Raw genomic sequence first — 19578 nt, forward strand, 5'->3', positions numbered from 1 at the left:
CGGATTCAACTGGTCGTCGCAACACCTCGTACGCATGGAGGTGTTGGATGGTGCGTCGTCAGCAGGCAGCGGACCGGGCGCTGCGTCCGAAGCTGAGGTCTCCGGGGCATCCGAAGTATCAGCGTCATATCGAGGCGGCGTTCTGGACGGAGATCGCCAAGGGCCTTCTCGCTGAGGAGGCCGCCGCCGTCATCGGCGTGGCGCCGGCGGTCGCGACGCGCTGGTACCGCCAGTGTGGCGGCATGCGACCGTTCGATTCGAAGCCGCCCTCGGGCAGGTACTTGTCGTTTTCCGAGCGAGAGGAGATCGCGTTGCTCAGGGCCCAGGGCAAGGGAGTGCGCGAGATCGCTCGAGACGTCGGTCGTCATCCAGGCACCATCTCCCGCGAGCTGCGACGCAACGCCGCCACAAGAAGTGGGAAGCTGGACTACCGGGCGTCGGTGGCGCAGTGGAAAGCAGATGTGGCGGCCCGGCGTCCGAAGACAGCGAAGTTGGTCGCCGATCCGAGGTTGCACGCCTACGTCCAGGAGAGGCTGTCCGGCCAGATCACTACATCTGGCGGCATGCCAATCGCGGGACCGGTGACGGGCTCGTGGACGGGGCGGAACAAGCCGCATCGCAAGGATCGTGCGTGGGTTCAGGCATGGAGTCCAGAGCAGATCGCGAACCGGATCAAACTTGATTTCCCGGATGATGAATCCATGCGCATCAGTCACGAGGCGATCTACCAGGCTCTCTACATTCAGGGCCGCGGGGCGCTGAAACGCGAGCTCATCCTGTGTCTTCGGACCGGCCGCGCTCTGCGTGCGCCACGGGCGCGTTCACGGCGGAAGACCTGGGCGCACGTCACGCCAGAAGCGTTGATCAGCGAGAGGCCCGCCGAAGGCCGAGGACCGCGCTGTCCCCGGCCACTGGGAAGGGGATTTGATCATCGGGCTGGAGCGTTCCGCGATCGGCACCGTTGTCGAGCGGTCGACCCGGTTCACAATGCCGGTTCATCTGCCCCGCGAAGAGGGATACGGCACGATCCCTCGAACGAAGAATGGCCCCGCACTGGCCCGGCTACGGAGCGATCTCCATGAAGAAGGCACTCGCCAACACGATGTCGATGCTCCCCGAGCAGCTGACGCGGTCGCTGACATGGGACCGCGGCAAGGAAATGTCGGCGCACACGCAGTTCAGGGTCGAGACCGGTATCCCCGTGTTCTTCGCCGATCCGCACAGCCCATGGCAGCGAGGCACGAACGAGAACACCAACGGACTCCTGCGCCAGTACTTCCCGAAGGGCACCGACCTCTCGCGCTGGTCCGCCGAAGAAATCGAAGCCGTTGCTCACGCGCTGAACACCAGACCCCGCAAGACACTTGGTTGGAGGACCCCGGCCGAGGCATTCAACGAGCAGCTACTCTTGCTCCAACAAGCCGGTGTTGCAATGACCGGTTGAGTCCAGGCAATGAGCGACCTGGTCTCGGATGTCCTCGAAGCCCATGGCGGCGTGGAGCGGTGGCGGCCACGCGTCGTGACCGCCCCAGCTGCCCAGTATGTGTTCTTCTAACATCTACGCGACCCGATCCGCGAGGATTCGGCTTCAGGGACTGAGCAGGCTGGGGTGCTCACGGACGTATTCGGCCACCCCGGTAGGAGGCCGCCCTGTGACCTGCTCGACGCCGTCCGCCGTGCGGTCGTATCGATTCTCCGCGTGAAGGCGAGCCATGGTGGAGATGTGCTGGAAGACGTGGTCCGGCAGCCCCAGCGGTCTGAGGTCGTCGTCGATCCATTCCTGCAGGCCGACGTCGGTGTAACTGACCGGCTGGCCCAGAGCTGTGGAAACCTCCGCCGCCATGGCGGAGATGTCCTCCGAGCGAGGGCCGGTCAGCTCATAGATGCGGCCGGTGTGCCGGGACGGATCGGCCAGGATCTGCGCCACGACCGCGGCGACGTCCCCGGCTGCCACGGGGGAGGTTTTCGCCTGGCCGAAGGGCAGTCTGATGCTTCCGTCCTTCGCGATCGAGGAGAAGCCGACACGGAACAGCGGGTTCTCCATGAACACGGTGGGCCTGATCTGGACGACGGGCAGGCCTGACCAGTCGAGGACCTGCTCCACCAGCCAGTGGTGTCGCTGCTGCACAGACTCGGAGGTGCTGGTGAGGTCCATCTCGGAGACGGTCAGCTGCGACATGTTCACGAACGTTTCCAGGCGCCCGTACGCACGCGCGACGGCCGCCACCGTCAGGGCAGCCTCCAGATACCGCGCCGACACGCCCATGCCGAAGTACATCCGCCCGCAACCGGACAGGGCGTCAGTCACATCGCCCGCTCGCGTGAGGTCTCCGACGACGACCTCGGCACCCGTCGCGCGCAGCGCCTCCGCCCGTTCGTCGTCGCGACGCACCATGGCCCGCACGGGCAGGTCGCGTTGCCGGAGAATTTCGACCACGGTTCGTCCGACGGCGCCGACGCTACCCGCCGCGCCCGTCACCAGTATGGGCAGCAAACTGCCTTCCGGGGGGCGGTCCATACGAGCAGCGTGCGGTGCACGTCGCCGGGGCGCAACCGGAGCCCGATGAGCCGATACGCTCGGTAGCAGCGGGTCGCGTAGCCCGTGACACCGACGCGAGCCGGTCACCGCTCGGCAGATGCGCGCCGCGGGCCCGGGGTGTCCCATCCGAAACGTCCCGCAACTCCAGCAGGCCGTCGTTCATCGTGGAGAACGTACGGATCTCATAACGGGCGCGCTTGCCGGTGCCCGGCACCCGGATGCACACCTTGACATCCGCCTTGCCCAAGTCGGCGCCCCCGCACCGCTCCTCGATCACATTCATGTCCCGCCCCACCCTTCCTCGCGTGCACCAATAGCGGTGCCCGCCCATCAGGGACCACAGGATTCAAAGAAGCTCTCTTGCGTGCTCGCGGCAACACCACTGGACTCCTGCGCTCGGCCCCCGCGTCCGACTACCAAACGGGCTCAATGTTCGGCACCAAGCTCCATCGACGTCCTCCGGACGGGCACCAGCCACAATTTTCCCGGCCACGGGGCGGGACCGACAGGGCCCGGGACGACTACCAAGGGCGGACGAGGACGGTGCCGACCTTGCTTGGCCGTACTGCGTGTTCAACGGCGTCGGTCAGTGCGCCAAGGCCGTACGTGGCGGCCACTTCGAACTGGTCCTTGAGCGCCAGCGCGATCAGCTTCGCGGCGGCGACGTCGGATGCCCGCCTCTCGGCGGAGACCTCGGACAGCCACCGGCCGATGTTCTTGCCCTGCAGCGTCAGCGATTTGTGCAGCAGCTTCGACGCGTGCACCGAGATCGGCTCCTGGGCGATCTGCCCGTAGCTGACCAGCTTCCCGCCCGGCGTCAACAGGTCCAGAAGGCTCTCCGCCAGCTTCCCGCCGATCGGGTCGAAGGCCACACTCACCGGGCGGCCGGCGGCCGCCTCGAGGACCTCGTCGGCCCAGCCTGAATGCGCGGTCGACACGACCGGAACGTTCGGGAACCGCTTGCGCAGCTCGGCGGCGCCTCGGTCGCTGCGGACGACGTTGATGACGCCGAGGCCGTGGAGTTCGCACGTGCCGGTCACCAGCCGCCCGACCGACGAGCCGGCAGCGGTCTGCACCAGAACACCGTCGTATCCGATGGCCTGGTGCTCCTCCGCCTCACGGCGCAGCATGACCGCGGTGAGTGGATTCACCAGCATCTGCGCGGCGATCTCGTTCGACAGCTCGTCCGGTACGGTGACGACCACGTCGGCGTTCGCCACGATCCACTGGGACCACGCACCTGGCTGAGGGAAGACCGTTACGCGCCCGCCGGCTTCGACACCTGGGGCCACACGCGCATGTGGCCCTATTGCCTCCACCACGCCCGTGGCCTCGACACCGGCTGGGACCGGCTGTGCAGTTTTCCTCGGGTAGGCCTCGACGGCCTGCAGATCACCAGGGTGCACCGGGAATGCCGTGGTACGGATGAGGACCTGACCACTCCCCGGTGCTGCCGGCTCCGGCTCCTCGATGACAGTCAGGACGTCGGCGGGCAGCCCCCCATGGGTGCAGACGACACGACGGTTCATGGTTCTCCTCCCGCGCGACGGGTGTGCGCAGACCTGGGCCGCGGCGTCAGCCGACGTCCTGCAGCAGCAAGTGCTTCGCGCTGAGTGCTCCGTCCAACTGCATCAGTCGCCCGCCCTCACGCAGGCCGCCGAGGTCCAGGGCGGCGAATCCGAATTCGCCCAGCAATCCGGCCACGATTGCCTTCGCATCGGTGTCATCACCCGCGTAGAAGGCCACTTGCCGGCCTTCGGCATGCCGGGGGTCCGCGGCGATGAAGGGGGCGAACAGGGTATTGAGAGCCTTCACGACCCGTGCTCCGGGTAGGTGCTCGGCGACCCACTCGCTGCCCGTGAGTTCCCCGACGTCGTACCTGCCCCGCCAGGGGTTGGCCGCAGCGAACTGATTGGTCGTGTCGACGACGATCTTTCCGGACCAGTCGGTGAGGCCGGTCAGTTTCGGCACGGCGAAGAACGGCACCGAGAGGAACACGAGCCCCGGCTCGGCCGCTTCCTCGGCCGTCGCTGCGCGGGCCATCGGCCCCAGCTTGGTCACGAGGGCTTGGAGGGTATCGGGGCCCCGGCTGTTGCCGATGACCACCTCATGGCCGTGGCGGACGGCTTGGTCGGCGACCGCCTGGCCCACCTCTCCTGCACCGAGTACGCCAATGATGTTGTGTGGGGTCATGGTGTTGTTCCTTGATCGTGTGCAAAGACCACTCGGTTGCCCGACACCGGCTCGTGTGCACTTTCGTTCATCGGCCGCTACGCGCGCCGGGGGTTGAAGTCCAAAAGGACTTTGCCGTTCTCGTGCAGGTACGCAAGGGCCTTGGCGGAGTCCCTGGCCTTGTAGACGGGAGCGGAGGGCGACGTCAGCCTGCCATCGGCGACCAGTTGCGCGGACTCTGCACTCAGGGCCGGATGACGGGGCAGATACTCGTCGTCATGCATCCAGAACTCCGTTGTGGTGATGTTCTTGGTCCGCAACATGTCCTGAGCGGGGGCGAAGGGCTCGCCACTCATGTAGCCGTAGATCACGAGCAGGGCACCCTCGGTCAACACGTCCAGCAGCAGTGAGGTGGCCTCTCCGCTGACGCCGTCGAGTCCCAGCAGCACCGGATCGTCGCCGATGATCGCACGCACCCGCGCGGCCACGTCCGGATGATCGACGAGCACGATGACAGCGCCCAGTTCCTCGATCTCGGTGACCAGCTTCTCTCGGCGGACGATGTTGATCGTGCGAAGTCCGCGCTCCTGGGCGAAAGCGATGACGGAACGGCCGACCCCACTGTTCGCCGCGTTCTGCACCACCCACGAGCCGGCGGGCAGGTCACGCGACTCCACAAGGAGCGCTCCGGTGATGGGATTAATGGTGAGCATCGCGGCCTGGTCGAGGCTGATGGCCTTGTCGACGACCGTCAGCTTCGCGGCCTCCGCCAGGACCTGCTCGGACCAGGCGAAGGTGCCGAAGGGAAGCAGGACCGTGTCGCCGGGGCGGACGTCGGTGATGTCCGCCCCCACGGCCAGGACCGTGCCGGCACCCTCATTGCCGATGACGCTCGGCAGTACCGGGCGGACCGGATAGACGCCCTTCGCCAAGAGCAGGTCGTGGTGGTCGAGCGGGGCGTACTCGACCTGGATCAGCGCCTGGCCGGCGGCGGGAGCCGGTGGCTCGGGAACGTCGACCACCTTCAGGCTCTGCTCAGGCTTCCCGAACTGAACGAGATGAATCGCGATCATGTAACTCGTCTCCTGGCAGTCTTGCGGTGAAGCCGCTCCCAGCGGTGGGGGAGGACCAAAGCAAGATCGGCAGCCGCAGCGAAGCCGAGCGCCACGCAACATGACTGCTGCAACAGAGTCAGACCTGCCGCATTGGCAGGCGGTGCCTGTGTACACATGCTGTCACCTCTGGCGTAGCGCCACATCACGTGCAGTTCGTGGTTGCGCTCCGTGCACGACTACGTGATCGCTGGAGATCAGGCGGGTCTGGGGCGTGCAAGAAGCCGCTGCATCGCCATCAAGGCGGTGATCAGATCACATGACGGTGCCGCAGGGCGGACAGCCACGGCGAGCGAGGCCACAACCGCCCGAGTGGCTCGCCGGCGCCTTGCCCTGGCACCTCTGCCGGGACGGGGCGCATCCCGACCACTGCCTCGAGACGTTTCTGCAGGCTTCCTAGGAGGAACACCGGCTCCGGCACGGCGGCCGACTCACCGGCTCCCACCAGGCAGCCGAGGAGGAGACGCGGGCCGGGTCTGGCGGAGGCATTTCGCGAGGCCATGTCAGAAGCCGCCGCGGTGGGGCCTGGGCGGATCTTGTACAGACCCGATGGGCTGATGCTGCGCGCCCCGCGCCTCTGTCTCACCGGGCTGCGGCGGGCCACTGGGGTGATACGCGGTGGCAAAGGCACCCCGCAGCGGCGAGGGGCCGGGGAACCGGCCACGACTCCTCGTTCAATCGAGGCAGAGAACCGATTCGCCGCGCAGAAGTCGGCTCCAGGGCGCGGACCTGCGAGCCATGCCCACTGCGTTTGAGGGAGATTGCCATGAGCGGTACGACGACCTTGCCGACACCGTCCGGTCCGTACCTGGACACAGGGCTGCTGCCCGCCGACTTCTACGCCCATGAGGAACTGCTGTCGGAGAAGGAACGGGGGAAGATCGCATCGCTGCGCGACTTCCTGCGCACGCAGGCCGCCCCGCTGGTCGACGACTACTGGGCCCGGGCCGAGTTCCCCTTCCAGTTGGTGGGGGGCTTCGGGCAGCTGGGCTTGATGGAATGGGCCGACCCCGACTCCCCGGAATCCAGGCCGAGCAACCTCTTCTCGGGCTTCACCGCGCTGGAGCTCGCACACTTCGACGCGTCCTTGGCGACGTTCTTCGGCGTGCACACAGGTCTGGCCATGGGCACCATCCTCGCCTGCGGCTCCGACGAGCAGAAGCGGCGGTGGCTGCCGGCGATGAGCCGCTTCGAGAAGATCGGCGCCTTCGGGCTGACCGAGCCGCACGGCGGATCCGACGTGGCGGGCGGCCTGCGGACGACCGCGCGACGTGACGGCGACGGATGGATCCTCGACGGAGCCAAGCGATGGATCGGCAACGCGACGTTCGCCGACCTGGTCGTCATCTGGGCCCGCGATGTCGAGACACAGCATGTGCTGGGATTCGTCGTGGAGAAGGACACCCCCGGGTTCACCGCGACGAAGATCGAGAACAAGATGGCGCTGCGGATCGTGCAGAACGCCGACATCGTGCTCGACGGCTGCCGCGTTCCGGAGGCCAACCGGTTGCAGAACGCGAACTCCTTCAAGGACACCGCCAAGATCCTGCGCCAGACGCGCAGCGGCGTGGCGTGGCAGGCGGTGGGAGTGATGTTCGGCGCCTACGAGATCGCCCTGAGTTACGCGAAGGAGCGCGAGCAGTTCGGGCGCCCGATCGGGGGCTTCCAGCTCGTGCAGGACCTGCTGGTGAAGATGCTCGGCAACGCCACGGCCTCGTGCGGGATGGTGACGCGCCTGGCCCAGTTGCAGGACGCCGGGGTGTACCGGGACGAGCAGTCCGCGCTGGCGAAGGCCCACTGCACCGTGCGGATGCGCGAGACCGTCGGGTGGGCGCGGGAGCTGATGGCCGGCAACGGGATCGTCCTCGACTACAAGATCGGCCGCTTCGTCGCCGACGCGGAGGCCATTTACTCGTACGAGGGCACACGGGAGATCCAGACCCTCATCGTCGGACGTGCCGTGACCGGCGGCCTGAGCGCCTTCGTGAGGTGACGACCATGACCACCGAATCCGTCTTCACCGGCTTGAAGGTCCTCGACGCGTCGAGCTTCATCGCGGGACCGGCCGCGGCCACCGTGCTCTCCGACTTCGGAGCGGACGTCATCAAGATCGAGCCACCGGTGAAGGGGGACCCCCAGCGGCTGCTGAGCTCCGTGCCGCCCAGCCCCCGGGCCGAGGCCAACTACAGCTGGCACCTCGCCAACCGCAACAAGCGGGGCATGGTGCTCGACCTGAAGTCCCCGGCGGCCACCGAGGTCCTCAAGCGCCTCGTCCAGTGGGCCGACGTGGTGATCACCAATTTCCCGCACGGCACGCGCGAGAAGCTGCACCTCGGCTACGAAGAGGTCTCGGGCTGGAACCCGAGAGTCGTCTACGCCGACATCACGGGCTTCGGGGATGCCGGTCCCGACGCCGGACTGCCGGGCTTCGACCTGACCGCCGCCTGGTCGCGCAGCGGGCTGCTGGCCTCCACCCGGGACGCGGGAGCGCCGCCGACGGTGCCGGTCTGGGGCAGCGGCGACTACATGTCGGCGATCGCGATCTACGCCGCGATCGTGACCGCCCTGTACCGCCGCGAGCGGACAGGACAAGGGGCCAGCGTCGGGACGTCGCTGCTCGCCGCAGGCGTATGGGCGACGGGAACACTCGTGGCCGGCGCGCTCGCCGGCGGCACGCCGTTCGAGCTGCACGACCGGAAGGCACCGGCGAACCCCCTGATCAATCCTTACCGAACCGCGGACGACGAGTGGTTCATGCTGGTCGCCTCACCCCCGCACTGGCCGGGACTCACGCGGGCCATCGGGCATCCCGAGCTGCTCGAGGACCCCCGTTTCACCGGCATCGAGGGCTTCGTCAAGAACTCCGCCGCACTGACGGAACTGCTCGACGCAGAGTTCCGCTCACGCCCATTCGCCCACTGGAAGGACACCCTGACCCGGGAACGCGTCACCTACAGCCTCATCCAGACACCCGAGGAGGCAGCACAGGACCCGCAGCTGCGCGCGAACGACATCGTCGTGCCGCTGGCAGGGGTCAACGGGCTGGACTACACCATCAACAGCCCGGTCAATGTGCGAGGTGTCAAGAAAGTCCCGGCGAAGCGGGCCCCGGACCTGGGCGAGCACAACGACGGGATCCTCGCCGAGCTGGGATTCGGCCCTGCCGACATCGCCGAACTGCGCGCCCAGGGAGCGATTCCCGGCCCGACACAAGCGCAGGCGCCGCAATGAGCACAGCGCCCGACGCGGCCGCCATGGTGCTGCACGAGCGCCGCGACGGCGTGCTGACCCTCACCATCAACCGTCCGGCACAGAAGAACGCCGTCGACCACGAGGTCGCGGTACAACTCGCGGCGGCCGTGGATCTGCTCGACGCGGACCCGGAACTCTCGGTCGGCGTCCTCACGGGCGCGGGCGGGGTGTTCAGCGCCGGCATGGACCTGAAAGCCTTCACCAAGGGGGAGCTGCCGGTGCTCCCCGGCCGAGGATTCGGCGGGCTCACCCGCGCGGCGGTGCGCAAGCCGCTGATCGCCGCGGTCGAGGGCTGGGCGCTCGGCGGAGGCTTCGAGATGGTACTCGCCTGCGATCTGATCGTCGCCGGGGAGGACGCCCGGTTCGGGCTTCCCGAGACCACCCGTGGTCTCGTGGCGGCAGAGGGCGGACTGGTCCGGCTGCCGCGCCGCCTTCCGTACCACGTCGCCGCGCGCGTACTGCTCACCGGCGAGCCGCTGACCGCCGCAGAAGCCAAGCAGTACGGGCTCGTCAACGAACTGACCCCGCCCGGCGTCGCGTTGACTGTGGCCCGGGAACTGGCGGGACGCGTCGCGCGGAACGCACCGCTGGCGCTCGCAGCCGTCAAGGAGGTCCTGCGCGAAACACAGGGCCTGAACGAGAGCGACGCGTTCACACGCCAGGACGAGATCACCAGCGGGCTGGCCACCAGTGAGGACGCCAGGGAAGGCGCACGGGCGTTCGCTGAAAAGCGCGCACCTGTCTGGCACGGCCGTTGATACCAGTCACGTCGGCCCCCTACCGCCCGTATCCGATTCCCTCAGGAGCAGTGACCAGTCATGAATGCGCACAGGCCTGTCCAGCGCGTGGCGATCGTCGGGACCGGCACGATCGGTGCGAGCTGGGCGACGCACTATCTCGTCCGCGGCTTCGACGTCACGGCGACCGATCCCGCCCCCACCGCGGAGACGGCTCTGCGGTCGTACGTGGAGGCGGCCTGGGACGCGGCCGCCTCGATCGGGCTCGCGCCTGGGGCGTCGCCCGACCGGCTGAGCTTTACCGCGGACCTGCGTCAGGCCGTCGCGGACGCCGACTTCGTCCAGGAGAACGCACCAGAGCGGCCGGAGCTCAAGGTGAAGCTGTTCGCCGACATCGACGAGGCCACGCCGCCGGACGCGATTCTCGCGTCGAGTTCATCGGGCATCACGATGAGCGTCATCCAGGCCGAGTGCCGGCGCCCGGAGCGCACCGTCATCGGACATCCCTTCAACCCACCGCACATCGTCCCGCTGGTCGAGGTCGTCGGCGGTACGAGGACCGATCCGGACACGGTCCGGGACGTCATGGCGTTCTACGCCGCGATCGGCAAGAAACCGGTCCACCTCAAGAAGGAACTTCCCGGGCACGTCGCCAATCGCATCCAGGCCGCCCTGTACCGCGAGGTGGTGTACCTGGTCCAGGAGGGCGTGCTCGACGTGGCCGACTCCGACGACGCGGTGTCCTGGGGCCCGGGGCTCAGATGGGGTGTCATGGGACCCCATCTGCTGTGGCATCTGGGCGGAGGAGAGGGCGGCATCCAGCACTTCATGGAGACGCTCATGCCGCGGATGGTGGCGTCCTGGCAGGACCTGGGCACCCCCGAGTTCACACCCGAGCTCCAGCAGACGATCGTGGCCGGTGTCCTCGACGAGGCGAACGGCCACTCGGTCGACGAGCTGGCCGACCGGCGCGACGCGATGCTCTCGGCCCTGCTGGCCGTGCGCGCACGGCATGACTCCTCCGGCCCGGGGCTCACAACCGACCCCGTGACAGAGGAGGGGACATGACACAGCGGCAGGAAAGGCTGTTCGTACTCGAAGCCAGCGGTGGCGGCCGGCTGTTCTGTGTGCACCCCGACGGCTCGGGCAAGACGGTCCTCGTCACCGGGTGCAGGGTTCCTGACGGGGTGGCGGTCGATGTGGCGGCCGGGCACATCTACTGGACGAACATGGGTGTGCCGGCGGAGAACGACGGCTCGATCGAGCGTGTGGACCTGGACGGAGGCAACCGGACGACGATCGTGCCGAGCGGCGTCACGCACACCCCGAAGCAGCTCCACTTCGAGGCCGTGGGCCGGAAGCTGTACTGGGCTGATCGTGAGGGCATGCGCGTGATGCGCTGCGAACTCGACGGCTCGAACGTCGAGACACTCCTGCAGACGGGACAGGGAGCCGACGACCGCCAGGACGAGAGAAGGTGGTGCGTGGGAGTCGCCGTCGACCCGGCCGGCGGACATGTCTACTGGTCCCAGAAGGGCCCGAGCGACGCGGGGGAGGGGAAGATCCTGCGGGCCGGAATCGACCTTCCCGAGGGCCAGAGCGCGGCCGAACGCAGCGACATCGAAGTGCTCTTCGAAGGTCTGCCGGAGCCGATCGACCTCGAACTCGACTACGTGCAGCGCCTGTTGTACTGGACGGACCGCGGCGACCCGCCCCGGGGCAACACCGTGAACCGCGCACCCATGCACCCGCCGAACGCAGTACGTTCGCCCGAGATCCTCCTCACCCACCTGATGGAAGGCATCGGCATCACCCTCGACCTGGACGGCGGCCGCATGTACGTGACCGACCTGGGCGGCAGCATCTACACCGCCGGCCTCGACGGATCGGACCGCAAGGAGATCCTCGTCGCACAGGGCAACCTCACCGGAATCGCCCATGCCGTGCTGGTAACCGGAAAAGGCGTCTGACCAAGTGCGTACGTCACTTCCCATTTGGTTCAACATTAAATTACACTGAGGGGTGTCGCAAAATTCAAGGAGTCCTTGTGGAGAGCATTGAATCGGCCGGCGTTGACGCGCAGCACTCTGTGCGCGTCTTCAGTAGTGCGGCACGGTGGCTGACTGAGCAGGTCGGGCAGGAAATTCGACGTGAGACCGGCATGTGGCAGATCCACTATGAGATGCTCTCTTGGCTGGCGGAAGCCCCTGAGGGGCAATTGGGCCTGACCAAGTTGGCCCGGCGGATGGGCATATCGACCAGCAGACTCTCCCATCTGGTGGACCGCACACGGGAGCACGGCTGGGTGGTGCGCGTACCGGATCCCCTCAACCGCCGCATCGTCCTGGCGCGGCTGACCGGTGCGGGAAGAGATGCCCTGCGGGCCGCAGCTCCCCTCCAGCTCGCCTGCGTGCGCTCTAGTTTCCTCGACCGTCTCACCCCTGCCCAGGTTGAGCAATTGCGCGAGATCAGTGAGGCACTTATCGGGCCGGTCGACCACCACGACGAAGGCGGCAGTGCGAATTCGGAATACACGGAACGGTCGGCCTGACGTCGCCTTCCGTCACCGCAACTCGGTGATTGCGCTTCACGCATGAGGAAGTGCATTCGCAGACGACGTTTCTGTCCTCGGACGCTCTGCGTGCCGACGTCACTTCCCGAGATCGTCATTGGCGTCGCGCACCGCGCGCATGGCATCGGCGAGCTTGCCCAACCCGTCGCGGCCGAGAGGGGCGAGGACTCGATCGCGCAGAATCCCCGTAACTGCCTCGGAGATGGCCCAGGCCGTGTCCTTGCCCAGGTCCGTCAGTTCGAGGTAGATGAGGCGCCGGTCTTCCTCACAGGTCATACGCCGAGTCAGACCGGCCGCACAGAGCCGGTCGGCAAGCTTGGTGAACCCACCACTGGACATGCGTGTCTCGTGTGCCAGGCGTGTCATCGGCATCCGGTTCTTGGGCGCGGTGAGCAAGCGCACCAGAACCTCGGCGGCGCCTTGGCGGAGGTTGAAGCGCTCGGCCAGTTCGCTCGCGAGAGAGTCCTGCGTGGCCTGGAAGCCCTGCATCACCAGCATCCACCCGTCGAGCAGCTCACGGTCAATGCTCTCGCCGCCACCACGGACGTCGCCACTGGCGGAGGGCGGCGTGGGCTCCGCCCTCCGCCGCCCTCTCGTCTCTCTCTCCATGCCAGTCTCAACGCGCCGGCGGCGCAGATGTTCCTGATGACTCAGATGGGCAGGCCCGGCTGTGCCAGGACGGCGCGGGTCATCAGCCCGCTGAGAATGCCGAGGCCGACGGCCGCGGCCGCCCACCAGGGGGCCCAGGGAAGCAGGCCGATGGCCTGGTCGACCGACCAGCGGCCGGGCCCGGTGAGCGTCAGTACGGCCGGCAGGACGGTCAGGACGAGCGGGTACTCGTAGCCGTCGTGCTGCACCCAGAGCCCGTTGCGCCACTTCACCGTGGCCGCGACCGTCATGACTCCCGCCGAGATGGTGGCAGCCAAAGGGGTGAGCGCTCCCGCGCTGAGCAGCAGACCCGCGGTGATCTGTCCGAGGCCCGCGGCGGCCGCAGTGAGCCGGCCGCCGCGGAACCCGTCCGCCCGGAACTCCGCCGCTCCACCCTCGATCCCGTGACCTCCCAGGCGGTGGCTGACCTTCTGGATTCCGTGCCCGACGAACAGCAGGCCGACGGCCAGCCTCAGGATGAGCAGTCCGGTGTTCATCACACTCTCCTCGTGCGTGGTGGGTGGTGCGGTAAAGGTCGGCTGCGGTGCCTCAGAGCACGAAGCAGGTGTCGAAGATCTCGGTCGGAGCCTCTGGCGCGAAGCCGCGCTGGGCGCGCCAGTGCCGGTGCTGCTCGGACTCGGCGACGGCTTGGCCGAGTAGCTCCGCCTGTCGCGCGCCCGAGATGCTGGGCTTGACGGTGGCCTGGTAGCCCCCGTAGTGGGCGACCGGGCTCCACGCCGGACTGATCGCCGGTATCGACTCGTCCAGACCCTCGTACTCGCCGGCGGCGTACACGATGCGTCCGCCGGTGATGGTCAGGAGGGACTCGATGTGCGGGATGTCCTGCTCCGGGACAGTGAAGAAGTCGTCGGAGAGGACGGCGAGGTCGCCGTAGAAGCCGGGCTTGAGGATGCCCTTGACGTCCTGCTCTCCGGTGAGCTTGGCGCCGGCCTGGGTGTACATGGTCAGTGCCGTCTCCCGGCTGACGCGGTTCTCCGGCGGGTAGATCGTCAGATCGCCGATGGTCCGGCCGGAGACCAGCCAGTGCAGCGCGACCCACGGGTTGTAGGAGGACACCCGGGTGGCGTCCGTGCCGGCGCCGACGGTCAGGCCGCGCTCCAGCATGGCGCGCACCGGCGGTGCGTCTGCTGCGGCAGCGGCGCCGTAGCGGCGTACGAACGCCTCGCCCTGGAAGGACATGCGGTTCTGGATCGACATGGCGCCGCCCAGTGCCGCGACGCGGTCCAGGCTCTCGCCCGAGACGGTCTCCGCGTGGTCGAACAGCCAGCGGTTGCCGGCGGGGAAGAGGCCGTCGGCGGCGAGCTTCTCGAAGACCGTGAGGTCGCGGCGGATGGTCTCGTCGTAGGTGGCGTGCAGGCGGAAGCCCCAGCCGTTCTCCATCAGCAGTCGTACGGCCTTCTCGAAGTCGTCTTCGTAGCCGTCGGCCAGTTCGGGCCGGGGCTCGGTGAAGTTCTCGAAGTCGGCCGCCGACCAGGTCAGGTTCTCTCCGGCGCCGTTGAGCCGGAGCCATTCGTCGCCGTCTTCGGGCTTGACCATGTCGATCCAGCGCTTGAGGTCGTCGATCTCCTGTCCCGGGGTCTGCGGGAAGAGGTGGTAGGCGATGCGCAGCGACAGCTGGCCGGCCTTGGCGAGGTCGATGACGGTGCCGTAGTTGTCGGGGAAGTTCTGGAAGCCCCCGGCCGCGTCGATGGCCGAGGTGAGGCCGAACCGGTTCAGCTCGCGCAGGAAGTGCCGGGTGGAGGTCTTCAGGTCCTCGCCCTGCAGGGTCGGTGCCGCGGCGAGGGTGGAGTACAGGATCAGCGCGCTGGGGGCGGCCAGGAGCATGCCGGTCGGCTCCCCGTCACGGCCGCGCACGAGCTGGCCGCCCTTGGGGTCCGGGGTGGCCTTGGTGTAGCCGGCCGCCTTCAGCGCCGCGCGGTTCATCAGGGCGGACTGGTACAGGTGCAGCACGAACACCGGGGTGTCCGGCGCGGCCGCGTTGAGCTCGGCGAGGGTCGGCAGGCGCTTCTCGGCGAACTGGTCCGCCGACCATCCGCCGACCACCCTGACCCACTGCCCCTTGGGGGTGCGGGCGGCCTGCTCGCGCAGCATCGCCAGGGCCTGGCGCAGCGTCGGTACGCCGTCCCAGCGCAGTTCCAGGACGTAGTTCAGGCCGCCGCGGATCACGTGCAGGTGGGAGTCGTTGAGGCCGGGGACGACCCGGCGGCCCAGCGCGTCGACCACTCGGGTCTGGGGGCTGATCAGCGGGGCGACGTCCTTGTCGTCACCGACCACGGTGACCTTGCCGTCCTTGATGGCGACGGCGCTGGCCTGGGGGTTTGTCGGGTCGCCGGTGTAGAGCTTGGCGTTGCGGATCACGAGGTCGGCGACGTGGTCGTCGCTGACCGGGGGGAGGCCAGCCACGGACATAGTGGCCATGGAAATCATCTCCAATGAGCAAGCCCCAAAAAACGGGTGTGTGTGGGGGGGTGAAGCGGCTGCTGGGGCCGCGGTGAGGGGGGACTGACAGGCGGGCCCGAGTCAGCCCGCGGATGGGCCGCGTGGTACGGCCAGGACGGCGGCAGCGGTACCGAATGTGCTCGCCAGCAGAGGCCAGCCGAGCCCCGTGTGCTGCACGACCACGGCTCCGCCGAACGCGCCTGCCAGCATCGCCAGCACCGAGGCCAGTCGGCGGCCGGCACGCGGATTGGTACCGCCTGCCGGAGTCGAGTCGGATGCCAGGCCGGTCAGCGTCAGGGTCAGCACCGTCGTGGTCACGTCCGGAACGGCGAGTTTGCGGACCGTCCCGTTGCGTAGGCCCATGGCCAGAGCGATCAGGGCGATGAGCGCGTGGACCGCATGGTTCGCGACAAAGGCGACCGTGGTGGCCGTGGCCAGCAGCACCGTTTCCAGCAGCAGGATGCAGCGCAGCCGGCTCGGCGACGTCCAGTGGCCCATCACGGTTGCCAGACGGCCGGCCGCCCCCGCCCCGAGAAGGAAGGCGGCCAGCGACACCAGCGAGCCGAGCACCGAGAAGCCGGGGACGCCGGCGGCGGCGAAGCCGATGATGACCACGTTGCCGGTCATGTTCGCGGTGAAGACATGGCCCAGCCCCAGATAGCTGACCGCGTCGATGAGCCCGCTCACCGCCGTCACGGTCATCAGGGCCGGCAGCAGCGGCTCACGACCGCCCGACGCGCCGGGTGCCGAGGAATGATTGAGGTTCACTGTCGTTTCCTTGGGTCACGGCCCATGCCGGGTTCGGATTGCTCGCGCACGCGAACGTGGGCCGTCCATGGGCCGGCCGCTCGGTGGCAGGCCCGCTGCTTCTGGGACGCGGGATGACCTCTGCGCCGCTGCATCCCCGGACGGCGGGTACTTCGAGGTCTTAGGCTGCGGGCCGGTGCCGGCCCAGGGGCGGGGCGCCCGCGGGCCGGCGACCCGGTGAATCAGCCCGCGGCGTGGGCGCCGATGACGGACTGGGCGTACACGACGCCGAGACCGTAGGCGCCGCCATGCTCCTTGACGATCTCCATGACAGGGAGGTACGTCTCGGCACGGGCCCAGTCGCGCTGCAGCTCGAGCAGGACCTGGATCCAAGTCACCGGCACGGCACCGGCATTGACCATCCGCTCGATGGCGTGCTCGTGAGCCTGCGGGGTGACACCGCCGGAGGCGTCGGCCACCACGTACACCTCGTAGCCCTGTCCGAGCGCGGACAGCACGGGGAGAACGATGCACACCTCGGTCCACAGGCCCGAGATGATGATCTTCCGGCGGCCGGTGGCCTTGATCGCCTCGACGACCGCGTTGTCCTCCCAGGCGTTCATCGTGGTGCGGTCGATGATCTCCTGGCCCGGGAAGACCTCGGCCAGCTGGGGCAGGAGCGGGCCGGAGAAGGACTCGGCGGCCACGGTGGTCAGCACCGTCGGCACACCGAACGCCTTGGCCGCCTTCGCAAGGCCCACGGTGGCATTGACGATCGCGGTGCGGTCGCCGCTGGCAGTCCCGAAGAACATCTGCGGCTGGTGGTCGACGAACAGCATCACCGAGTTCTCAGGGGTCAGCAGATCCGGGCTGGGGGCGGCCTTGACATTGCCGATGTTGAACATGATGGGTTCCTCTTGTTCTGAAAGGAGCAGGGACACGCGTCCTGCGTGCCTGCCGGAGGGTCGGCCGAAGAAGCGGCCGATCCGCGCGAGCAGTCCCTGTGGTCGGTTCTCGGATGCCGGCATTGCGGCCTCCTCGGGTGTCTCGTGAGGACGGGGTCCGTCCCCGGGTGGGACGCCCGTATCAATCAATCTTCCAAGCCAGATATTTCTGCGCAAGAGGTTGAATGATGAACTAGATGGGTGAGGTGTATCACGGCGCCCACGTCCGCTCCTGAGCGTCTCGCTGCCTCGCACGCGCGCAGACCCCGACCGCGTGGACGCTCGAGGTGCTCGGGATCTCTATGTGTGGATCCCCGGGCCACCTGGCGTCGCGACGCTGTCGGTCGCGGCAATCGGCTCAGCCGTGTCGCCGTGTCGGCACGCATGCCCTCCCTCTTGACCGGGGCCGCATCAACCGGTGGCGTTCCTCCTGCGTGTGCCCGGCTGCTGCGCCACCGATCGGACGACCGCATCGAGCCCGCTGATCACGCCGACGGGTGCCGGGCCGTGGTCCCGGGTTTCCTCGGCGGGGTCCTGCACCAGCCGTCCCGCGCGTTTACCGGACTGGTCGTGTTCGCGGTCTTCGGAGCCGCCGCGGCGGCCCAGACGGGCACCGGTCGGCTCGGCACCCGGACGCGCTGGTACCTCGGGCTGCTCGCTCAGGCCGTGGGCAATGGCCGTTCTCGCAGTCGGTATGCGCCTTGGCAGCCTGCCCGTGTTCCTGCTCGCGGGGATCATCGCCGGAGCCGGTGCCGGGGTGCTGTTCAAGTCCGCCGTCGGACATGTGGCCGACACGGCCGCCTCGGCTCAGCGCGGCGAAGCCCTCGCTGGCCTGTTTTTCGCCTCGTACCTCGGCCTGGCCGTGCTGCCCGTCAGCCTGGGCATCGCCAGCCGGTCCATGAGCCTGACCGATGCGACGACGTGGTTCACCGTCGTCGTGCTGGCACTCCTCGCCGCTGTCGCCGTACGGACGAGCCGCCACGGTCCCGGCACGGCTGCCGAGACGCCCAGCACGTTGCGACGGCGATCATGAGGGATCCCGCCGCTGCCTTGAACGCGATGGTCCGCGAGGAACTCGGCGCGGATCCGAACGAGGTGGGTTCAGAAAGCCAAACGATCAATGACGCACGGAGGACAACCATGCGCAGCACCACACTTGGAACGACCGGCTTGCAGGTCTCCCGCATTGCCTTCGGCACCTGGCAGCTGGGAGGCGACTGGGGCGACTTCGCCGAGGACGATGCCAAGGCCGCCATCCACCGGGCCCGCAAGCTCGGGGTGAACTTCTTCGACACCGCCCAGGCGTACGGATTCGGTGCCTCGGAGCGACTGCTCGGTGCCGCCTTGCGGAGCGAACTGCGGCGTTACCGCGATGAGTTGGTGATCGCCACCAAGGGTGGTCTGCGCAGGACCGCTGCCGGGATCGCCCGGGATGCGAGTCCCGCGGCGCTACGCGAGGGCGTCGACGCGAGTCTGACCGCGCTCGGCGTCGACCACATCGACCTCTACCAGGTCCACTGGCCCGATCCGAAGGTGCCGTTCGCCGACACCGCGGGTGCACTCAAGGAACTGGTCGAGGCGGGCAAGATCCGGCACGTCGGCGTGTCCAACTATTCCGCCGACCAGATGGCCGACTTCTCCCGCACCCTTCCGGTGGAGACGCTGCAGCCGCCCTACCACCTCTTCCACCGCGAGATCGAGGACACCGTCCTGCCCTATACCCGGCAGCACGGCATCGGCGTCCTCGTCTACGGGCCACTCGCGCACGGCTTGTTGACGGGCATCCTCACCAAGGAGACCGTCTTCTCCTCCGACGACTGGCGCGCGAAGAGCAGCGTCTTTCGAGGCGAGACCTATGGGCGCAACCTCGCTGTCGTACGCGAGCTCCAGGAGTTCGCCGCCTTCCGCGACATGACGGTGAGTCAACTGGCCCTCGCGTGGACCCTGGTCCAGCCGGGAGTGGACGTGGCGATCGTCGGTACGCGGCGTGCCCACCACGTCGAGGACAGCCTCGCAGCTGCAGACATGTCGTTGGACGAGAGCGACCTGAAGGAAATCGACTCGATCATGGCCGCGGCCGCCCCGGTCGCCGGCCCCTCCCCGGAGAGTGTGTGACGGCTGGGCAGGATGGGAGTGGGCGGACGACGGTCGCCGTCATCGGCACCGGTGTGGGAGCCCCTATCGCGCGGAATCTGTTGCACGTCGGCTTCGATGTGCGGGTGTGGAACCGGACCCGGCAGAAGGCCGAGGTTCTGGACGACAGCGGTGTGCATGTCGCCTCCTCGCCGGCCCCGGACACCGAGTTCCTGATCACCATGCCGACCGACGGCGCGTACTCGGCATCGTTGAACGAGGCTGAAGCCTGAATCCGAACCCACTCGACGTGATTGACCGC

At 68.1% G+C, this 19578-nt stretch carries 18 protein-coding genes and 1 pseudogene; 10 read left to right on the forward strand and 9 right to left on the reverse strand.

Annotated elements, in window-relative coordinates; genetic code table 11:
• The first annotated feature begins 47 nt into the window (after positions 1-47).
• Positions 48-1444, forward strand: a pseudogene (locus ACFYOH_RS13745) (IS30 family transposase).
• A gap of 144 nt (positions 1445-1588) precedes the next feature.
• On the opposite strand, the gene ACFYOH_RS13750 reads toward ACFYOH_RS13745, so the two are convergent.
• From ACFYOH_RS13750 to ACFYOH_RS13765, 4 genes are all read right to left on the reverse strand, one after another.
• Positions 1589-2518, reverse strand: coding sequence for an NAD(P)H-binding protein (locus tag ACFYOH_RS13750; RefSeq protein ID WP_388625054.1), 930 nt, complete (start codon positions 2516-2518; stop codon positions 1589-1591).
• A gap of 542 nt (positions 2519-3060) precedes the next feature.
• Positions 3061-4068, reverse strand: a complete 1008-nt coding sequence (locus ACFYOH_RS13755) for a zinc-binding dehydrogenase (protein WP_388625057.1) — start codon at positions 4066-4068, stop codon at positions 3061-3063.
• A gap of 46 nt (positions 4069-4114) precedes the next feature.
• The gene (locus ACFYOH_RS13760; protein ID WP_388625059.1) at positions 4115-4732 is read right to left on the reverse strand and encodes an NADPH-dependent F420 reductase; all 618 of its coding nucleotides are present in this window, start codon (positions 4730-4732) and stop codon (positions 4115-4117) included.
• A gap of 77 nt (positions 4733-4809) precedes the next feature.
• Entirely contained in the window at positions 4810-5784 is a 975-nt protein-coding gene (locus ACFYOH_RS13765; protein ID WP_388625062.1) for a zinc-dependent alcohol dehydrogenase family protein, read from the reverse strand.
• An 805-nt stretch (positions 5785-6589) separates the two neighbouring features.
• Here ACFYOH_RS13765 and ACFYOH_RS13770 point away from each other — a divergent pair.
• From ACFYOH_RS13770 to ACFYOH_RS13795, 6 genes are all read left to right on the forward strand, one after another.
• Positions 6590-7816: an acyl-CoA dehydrogenase family protein gene (locus ACFYOH_RS13770; protein WP_388625064.1), complete on the forward strand. Its 1227-nt coding sequence runs from the start codon at positions 6590-6592 to the stop codon at positions 7814-7816.
• Between the two features lie 5 nt (positions 7817-7821).
• Complete coding sequence (locus ACFYOH_RS13775) at positions 7822-9054, forward strand: CaiB/BaiF CoA transferase family protein (protein ID WP_388625067.1); 1233 nt, start codon at positions 7822-7824, stop codon at positions 9052-9054.
• Positions 9051-9833, forward strand: coding sequence for a crotonase/enoyl-CoA hydratase family protein (locus ACFYOH_RS13780; RefSeq protein WP_388625070.1), 783 nt, complete (start codon positions 9051-9053; stop codon positions 9831-9833). The genes ACFYOH_RS13775 and ACFYOH_RS13780 overlap by 4 nt, the downstream gene beginning before the upstream one ends.
• Before the next feature lie 60 nt (positions 9834-9893).
• Positions 9894-10880, forward strand: a complete 987-nt coding sequence (locus ACFYOH_RS13785; RefSeq protein ID WP_388625073.1) for a 3-hydroxyacyl-CoA dehydrogenase NAD-binding domain-containing protein — start codon at positions 9894-9896, stop codon at positions 10878-10880.
• Positions 10877-11782 carry a 3-hydroxyacyl-CoA dehydrogenase gene (locus ACFYOH_RS13790; protein WP_388625075.1) on the forward strand — a complete coding sequence of 302 codons (906 nt, stop codon included), beginning with the start codon at positions 10877-10879 and terminating at the stop codon, positions 11780-11782. The genes ACFYOH_RS13785 and ACFYOH_RS13790 overlap by 4 nt, the downstream gene beginning before the upstream one ends.
• 77 nt (positions 11783-11859) lie before the next feature.
• The gene (locus ACFYOH_RS13795) at positions 11860-12363 is read left to right on the forward strand and encodes a MarR family winged helix-turn-helix transcriptional regulator (protein WP_388625078.1); all 504 of its coding nucleotides are present in this window, start codon (positions 11860-11862) and stop codon (positions 12361-12363) included.
• Between the two features lie 99 nt (positions 12364-12462).
• Here ACFYOH_RS13795 and ACFYOH_RS13800 read toward each other — a convergent pair whose 3' ends face one another.
• The 5 genes from ACFYOH_RS13800 to ACFYOH_RS13820 form a co-directional block, all read right to left on the reverse strand.
• Positions 12463-12993 carry a MarR family winged helix-turn-helix transcriptional regulator gene (locus ACFYOH_RS13800; protein WP_388625082.1) on the reverse strand — a complete coding sequence of 177 codons (531 nt, stop codon included), beginning with the start codon at positions 12991-12993 and terminating at the stop codon, positions 12463-12465.
• A 41-nt stretch (positions 12994-13034) separates the two neighbouring features.
• Entirely contained in the window at positions 13035-13529 is a 495-nt protein-coding gene (locus ACFYOH_RS13805; RefSeq protein ID WP_388625084.1) for a DoxX family protein, read from the reverse strand.
• A 52-nt stretch (positions 13530-13581) separates the two neighbouring features.
• Positions 13582-15471, reverse strand: a complete 1890-nt coding sequence (locus ACFYOH_RS13810) for an amidohydrolase (RefSeq protein WP_388625087.1) — start codon at positions 15469-15471, stop codon at positions 13582-13584.
• Positions 15472-15573: 102 nt separating this feature from the next.
• Complete coding sequence (locus ACFYOH_RS13815; RefSeq protein ID WP_388625089.1) at positions 15574-16260, reverse strand: YoaK family protein; 687 nt, start codon at positions 16258-16260, stop codon at positions 15574-15576.
• A 221-nt stretch (positions 16261-16481) separates the two neighbouring features.
• On the reverse strand, positions 16482-17144 hold the full coding sequence (locus ACFYOH_RS13820) for a hydrolase (RefSeq protein ID WP_388625091.1): 663 nt from the start codon (positions 17142-17144) through the stop codon (positions 16482-16484).
• Positions 17145-17856: 712 nt separating this feature from the next.
• On the opposite strand from ACFYOH_RS13820, the gene ACFYOH_RS13825 reads away from it, so the two are divergent.
• The 3 genes from ACFYOH_RS13825 (at position 17857) to ACFYOH_RS13835 (ending at position 19549) form a co-directional block, all read left to right on the forward strand.
• Entirely contained in the window at positions 17857-18216 is a 360-nt protein-coding gene (locus ACFYOH_RS13825) for a hypothetical protein (protein ID WP_388625093.1), read from the forward strand.
• A gap of 107 nt (positions 18217-18323) precedes the next feature.
• Positions 18324-19298 carry an aldo/keto reductase gene (locus ACFYOH_RS13830; RefSeq protein ID WP_388625095.1) on the forward strand — a complete coding sequence of 325 codons (975 nt, stop codon included), beginning with the start codon at positions 18324-18326 and terminating at the stop codon, positions 19296-19298.
• Positions 19295-19549, forward strand: coding sequence for an NAD(P)-binding domain-containing protein (locus tag ACFYOH_RS13835; protein ID WP_388625098.1), 255 nt, complete (start codon positions 19295-19297; stop codon positions 19547-19549). Before ACFYOH_RS13830 ends, ACFYOH_RS13835 begins: the two co-directional genes overlap by 4 nt.
• Positions 19550-19578: the final 29 nt, after the last annotated feature.

The sequence above is a fragment of the Streptomyces sp. NPDC007856 genome (assembly GCF_042868225.1).
Lineage (GTDB): Bacteria > Actinomycetota > Actinomycetes > Streptomycetales > Streptomycetaceae > Streptomyces.

Excerpts from the sequence above, each read along its gene's own strand:
- ACFYOH_RS13810 (WP_388625087.1), bottom strand. The coding sequence starts at position 15,471 with ATGGCCACTATGTCCGTGGCTGGCCTCCCCCCGGTCAGCGACGACCAC.
- ACFYOH_RS13755 (WP_388625057.1), bottom strand. The coding sequence starts at position 4,068 with ATGAACCGTCGTGTCGTCTGCACCCATGGGGGGCTGCCCGCCGACGTC.
- ACFYOH_RS13790 (WP_388625075.1), top strand. The coding sequence starts at position 10,877 with ATGACACAGCGGCAGGAAAGGCTGTTCGTACTCGAAGCCAGCGGTGGC.
- ACFYOH_RS13820 (WP_388625091.1), bottom strand. The coding sequence starts at position 17,144 with ATGTTCAACATCGGCAATGTCAAGGCCGCCCCCAGCCCGGATCTGCTG.
- ACFYOH_RS13760 (WP_388625059.1), bottom strand. The coding sequence starts at position 4,732 with ATGACCCCACACAACATCATTGGCGTACTCGGTGCAGGAGAGGTGGGC.
- ACFYOH_RS13800 (WP_388625082.1), bottom strand. The coding sequence starts at position 12,993 with ATGGAGAGAGAGACGAGAGGGCGGCGGAGGGCGGAGCCCACGCCGCCC.
- ACFYOH_RS13775 (WP_388625067.1), top strand. The coding sequence starts at position 7,822 with ATGACCACCGAATCCGTCTTCACCGGCTTGAAGGTCCTCGACGCGTCG.
- ACFYOH_RS13765 (WP_388625062.1), bottom strand. The coding sequence starts at position 5,784 with ATGATCGCGATTCATCTCGTTCAGTTCGGGAAGCCTGAGCAGAGCCTG.
- ACFYOH_RS13785 (WP_388625073.1), top strand. The coding sequence starts at position 9,894 with ATGAATGCGCACAGGCCTGTCCAGCGCGTGGCGATCGTCGGGACCGGC.
- ACFYOH_RS13825 (WP_388625093.1), top strand. The coding sequence starts at position 17,857 with ATGGCCGTTCTCGCAGTCGGTATGCGCCTTGGCAGCCTGCCCGTGTTC.
- ACFYOH_RS13805 (WP_388625084.1), bottom strand. The coding sequence starts at position 13,529 with ATGAACACCGGACTGCTCATCCTGAGGCTGGCCGTCGGCCTGCTGTTC.
- ACFYOH_RS13770 (WP_388625064.1), top strand. The coding sequence starts at position 6,590 with ATGAGCGGTACGACGACCTTGCCGACACCGTCCGGTCCGTACCTGGAC.
- ACFYOH_RS13830 (WP_388625095.1), top strand. The coding sequence starts at position 18,324 with ATGCGCAGCACCACACTTGGAACGACCGGCTTGCAGGTCTCCCGCATT.
- ACFYOH_RS13750 (WP_388625054.1), bottom strand. The coding sequence starts at position 2,518 with ATGGACCGCCCCCCGGAAGGCAGTTTGCTGCCCATACTGGTGACGGGC.
- ACFYOH_RS13780 (WP_388625070.1), top strand. The coding sequence starts at position 9,051 with ATGAGCACAGCGCCCGACGCGGCCGCCATGGTGCTGCACGAGCGCCGC.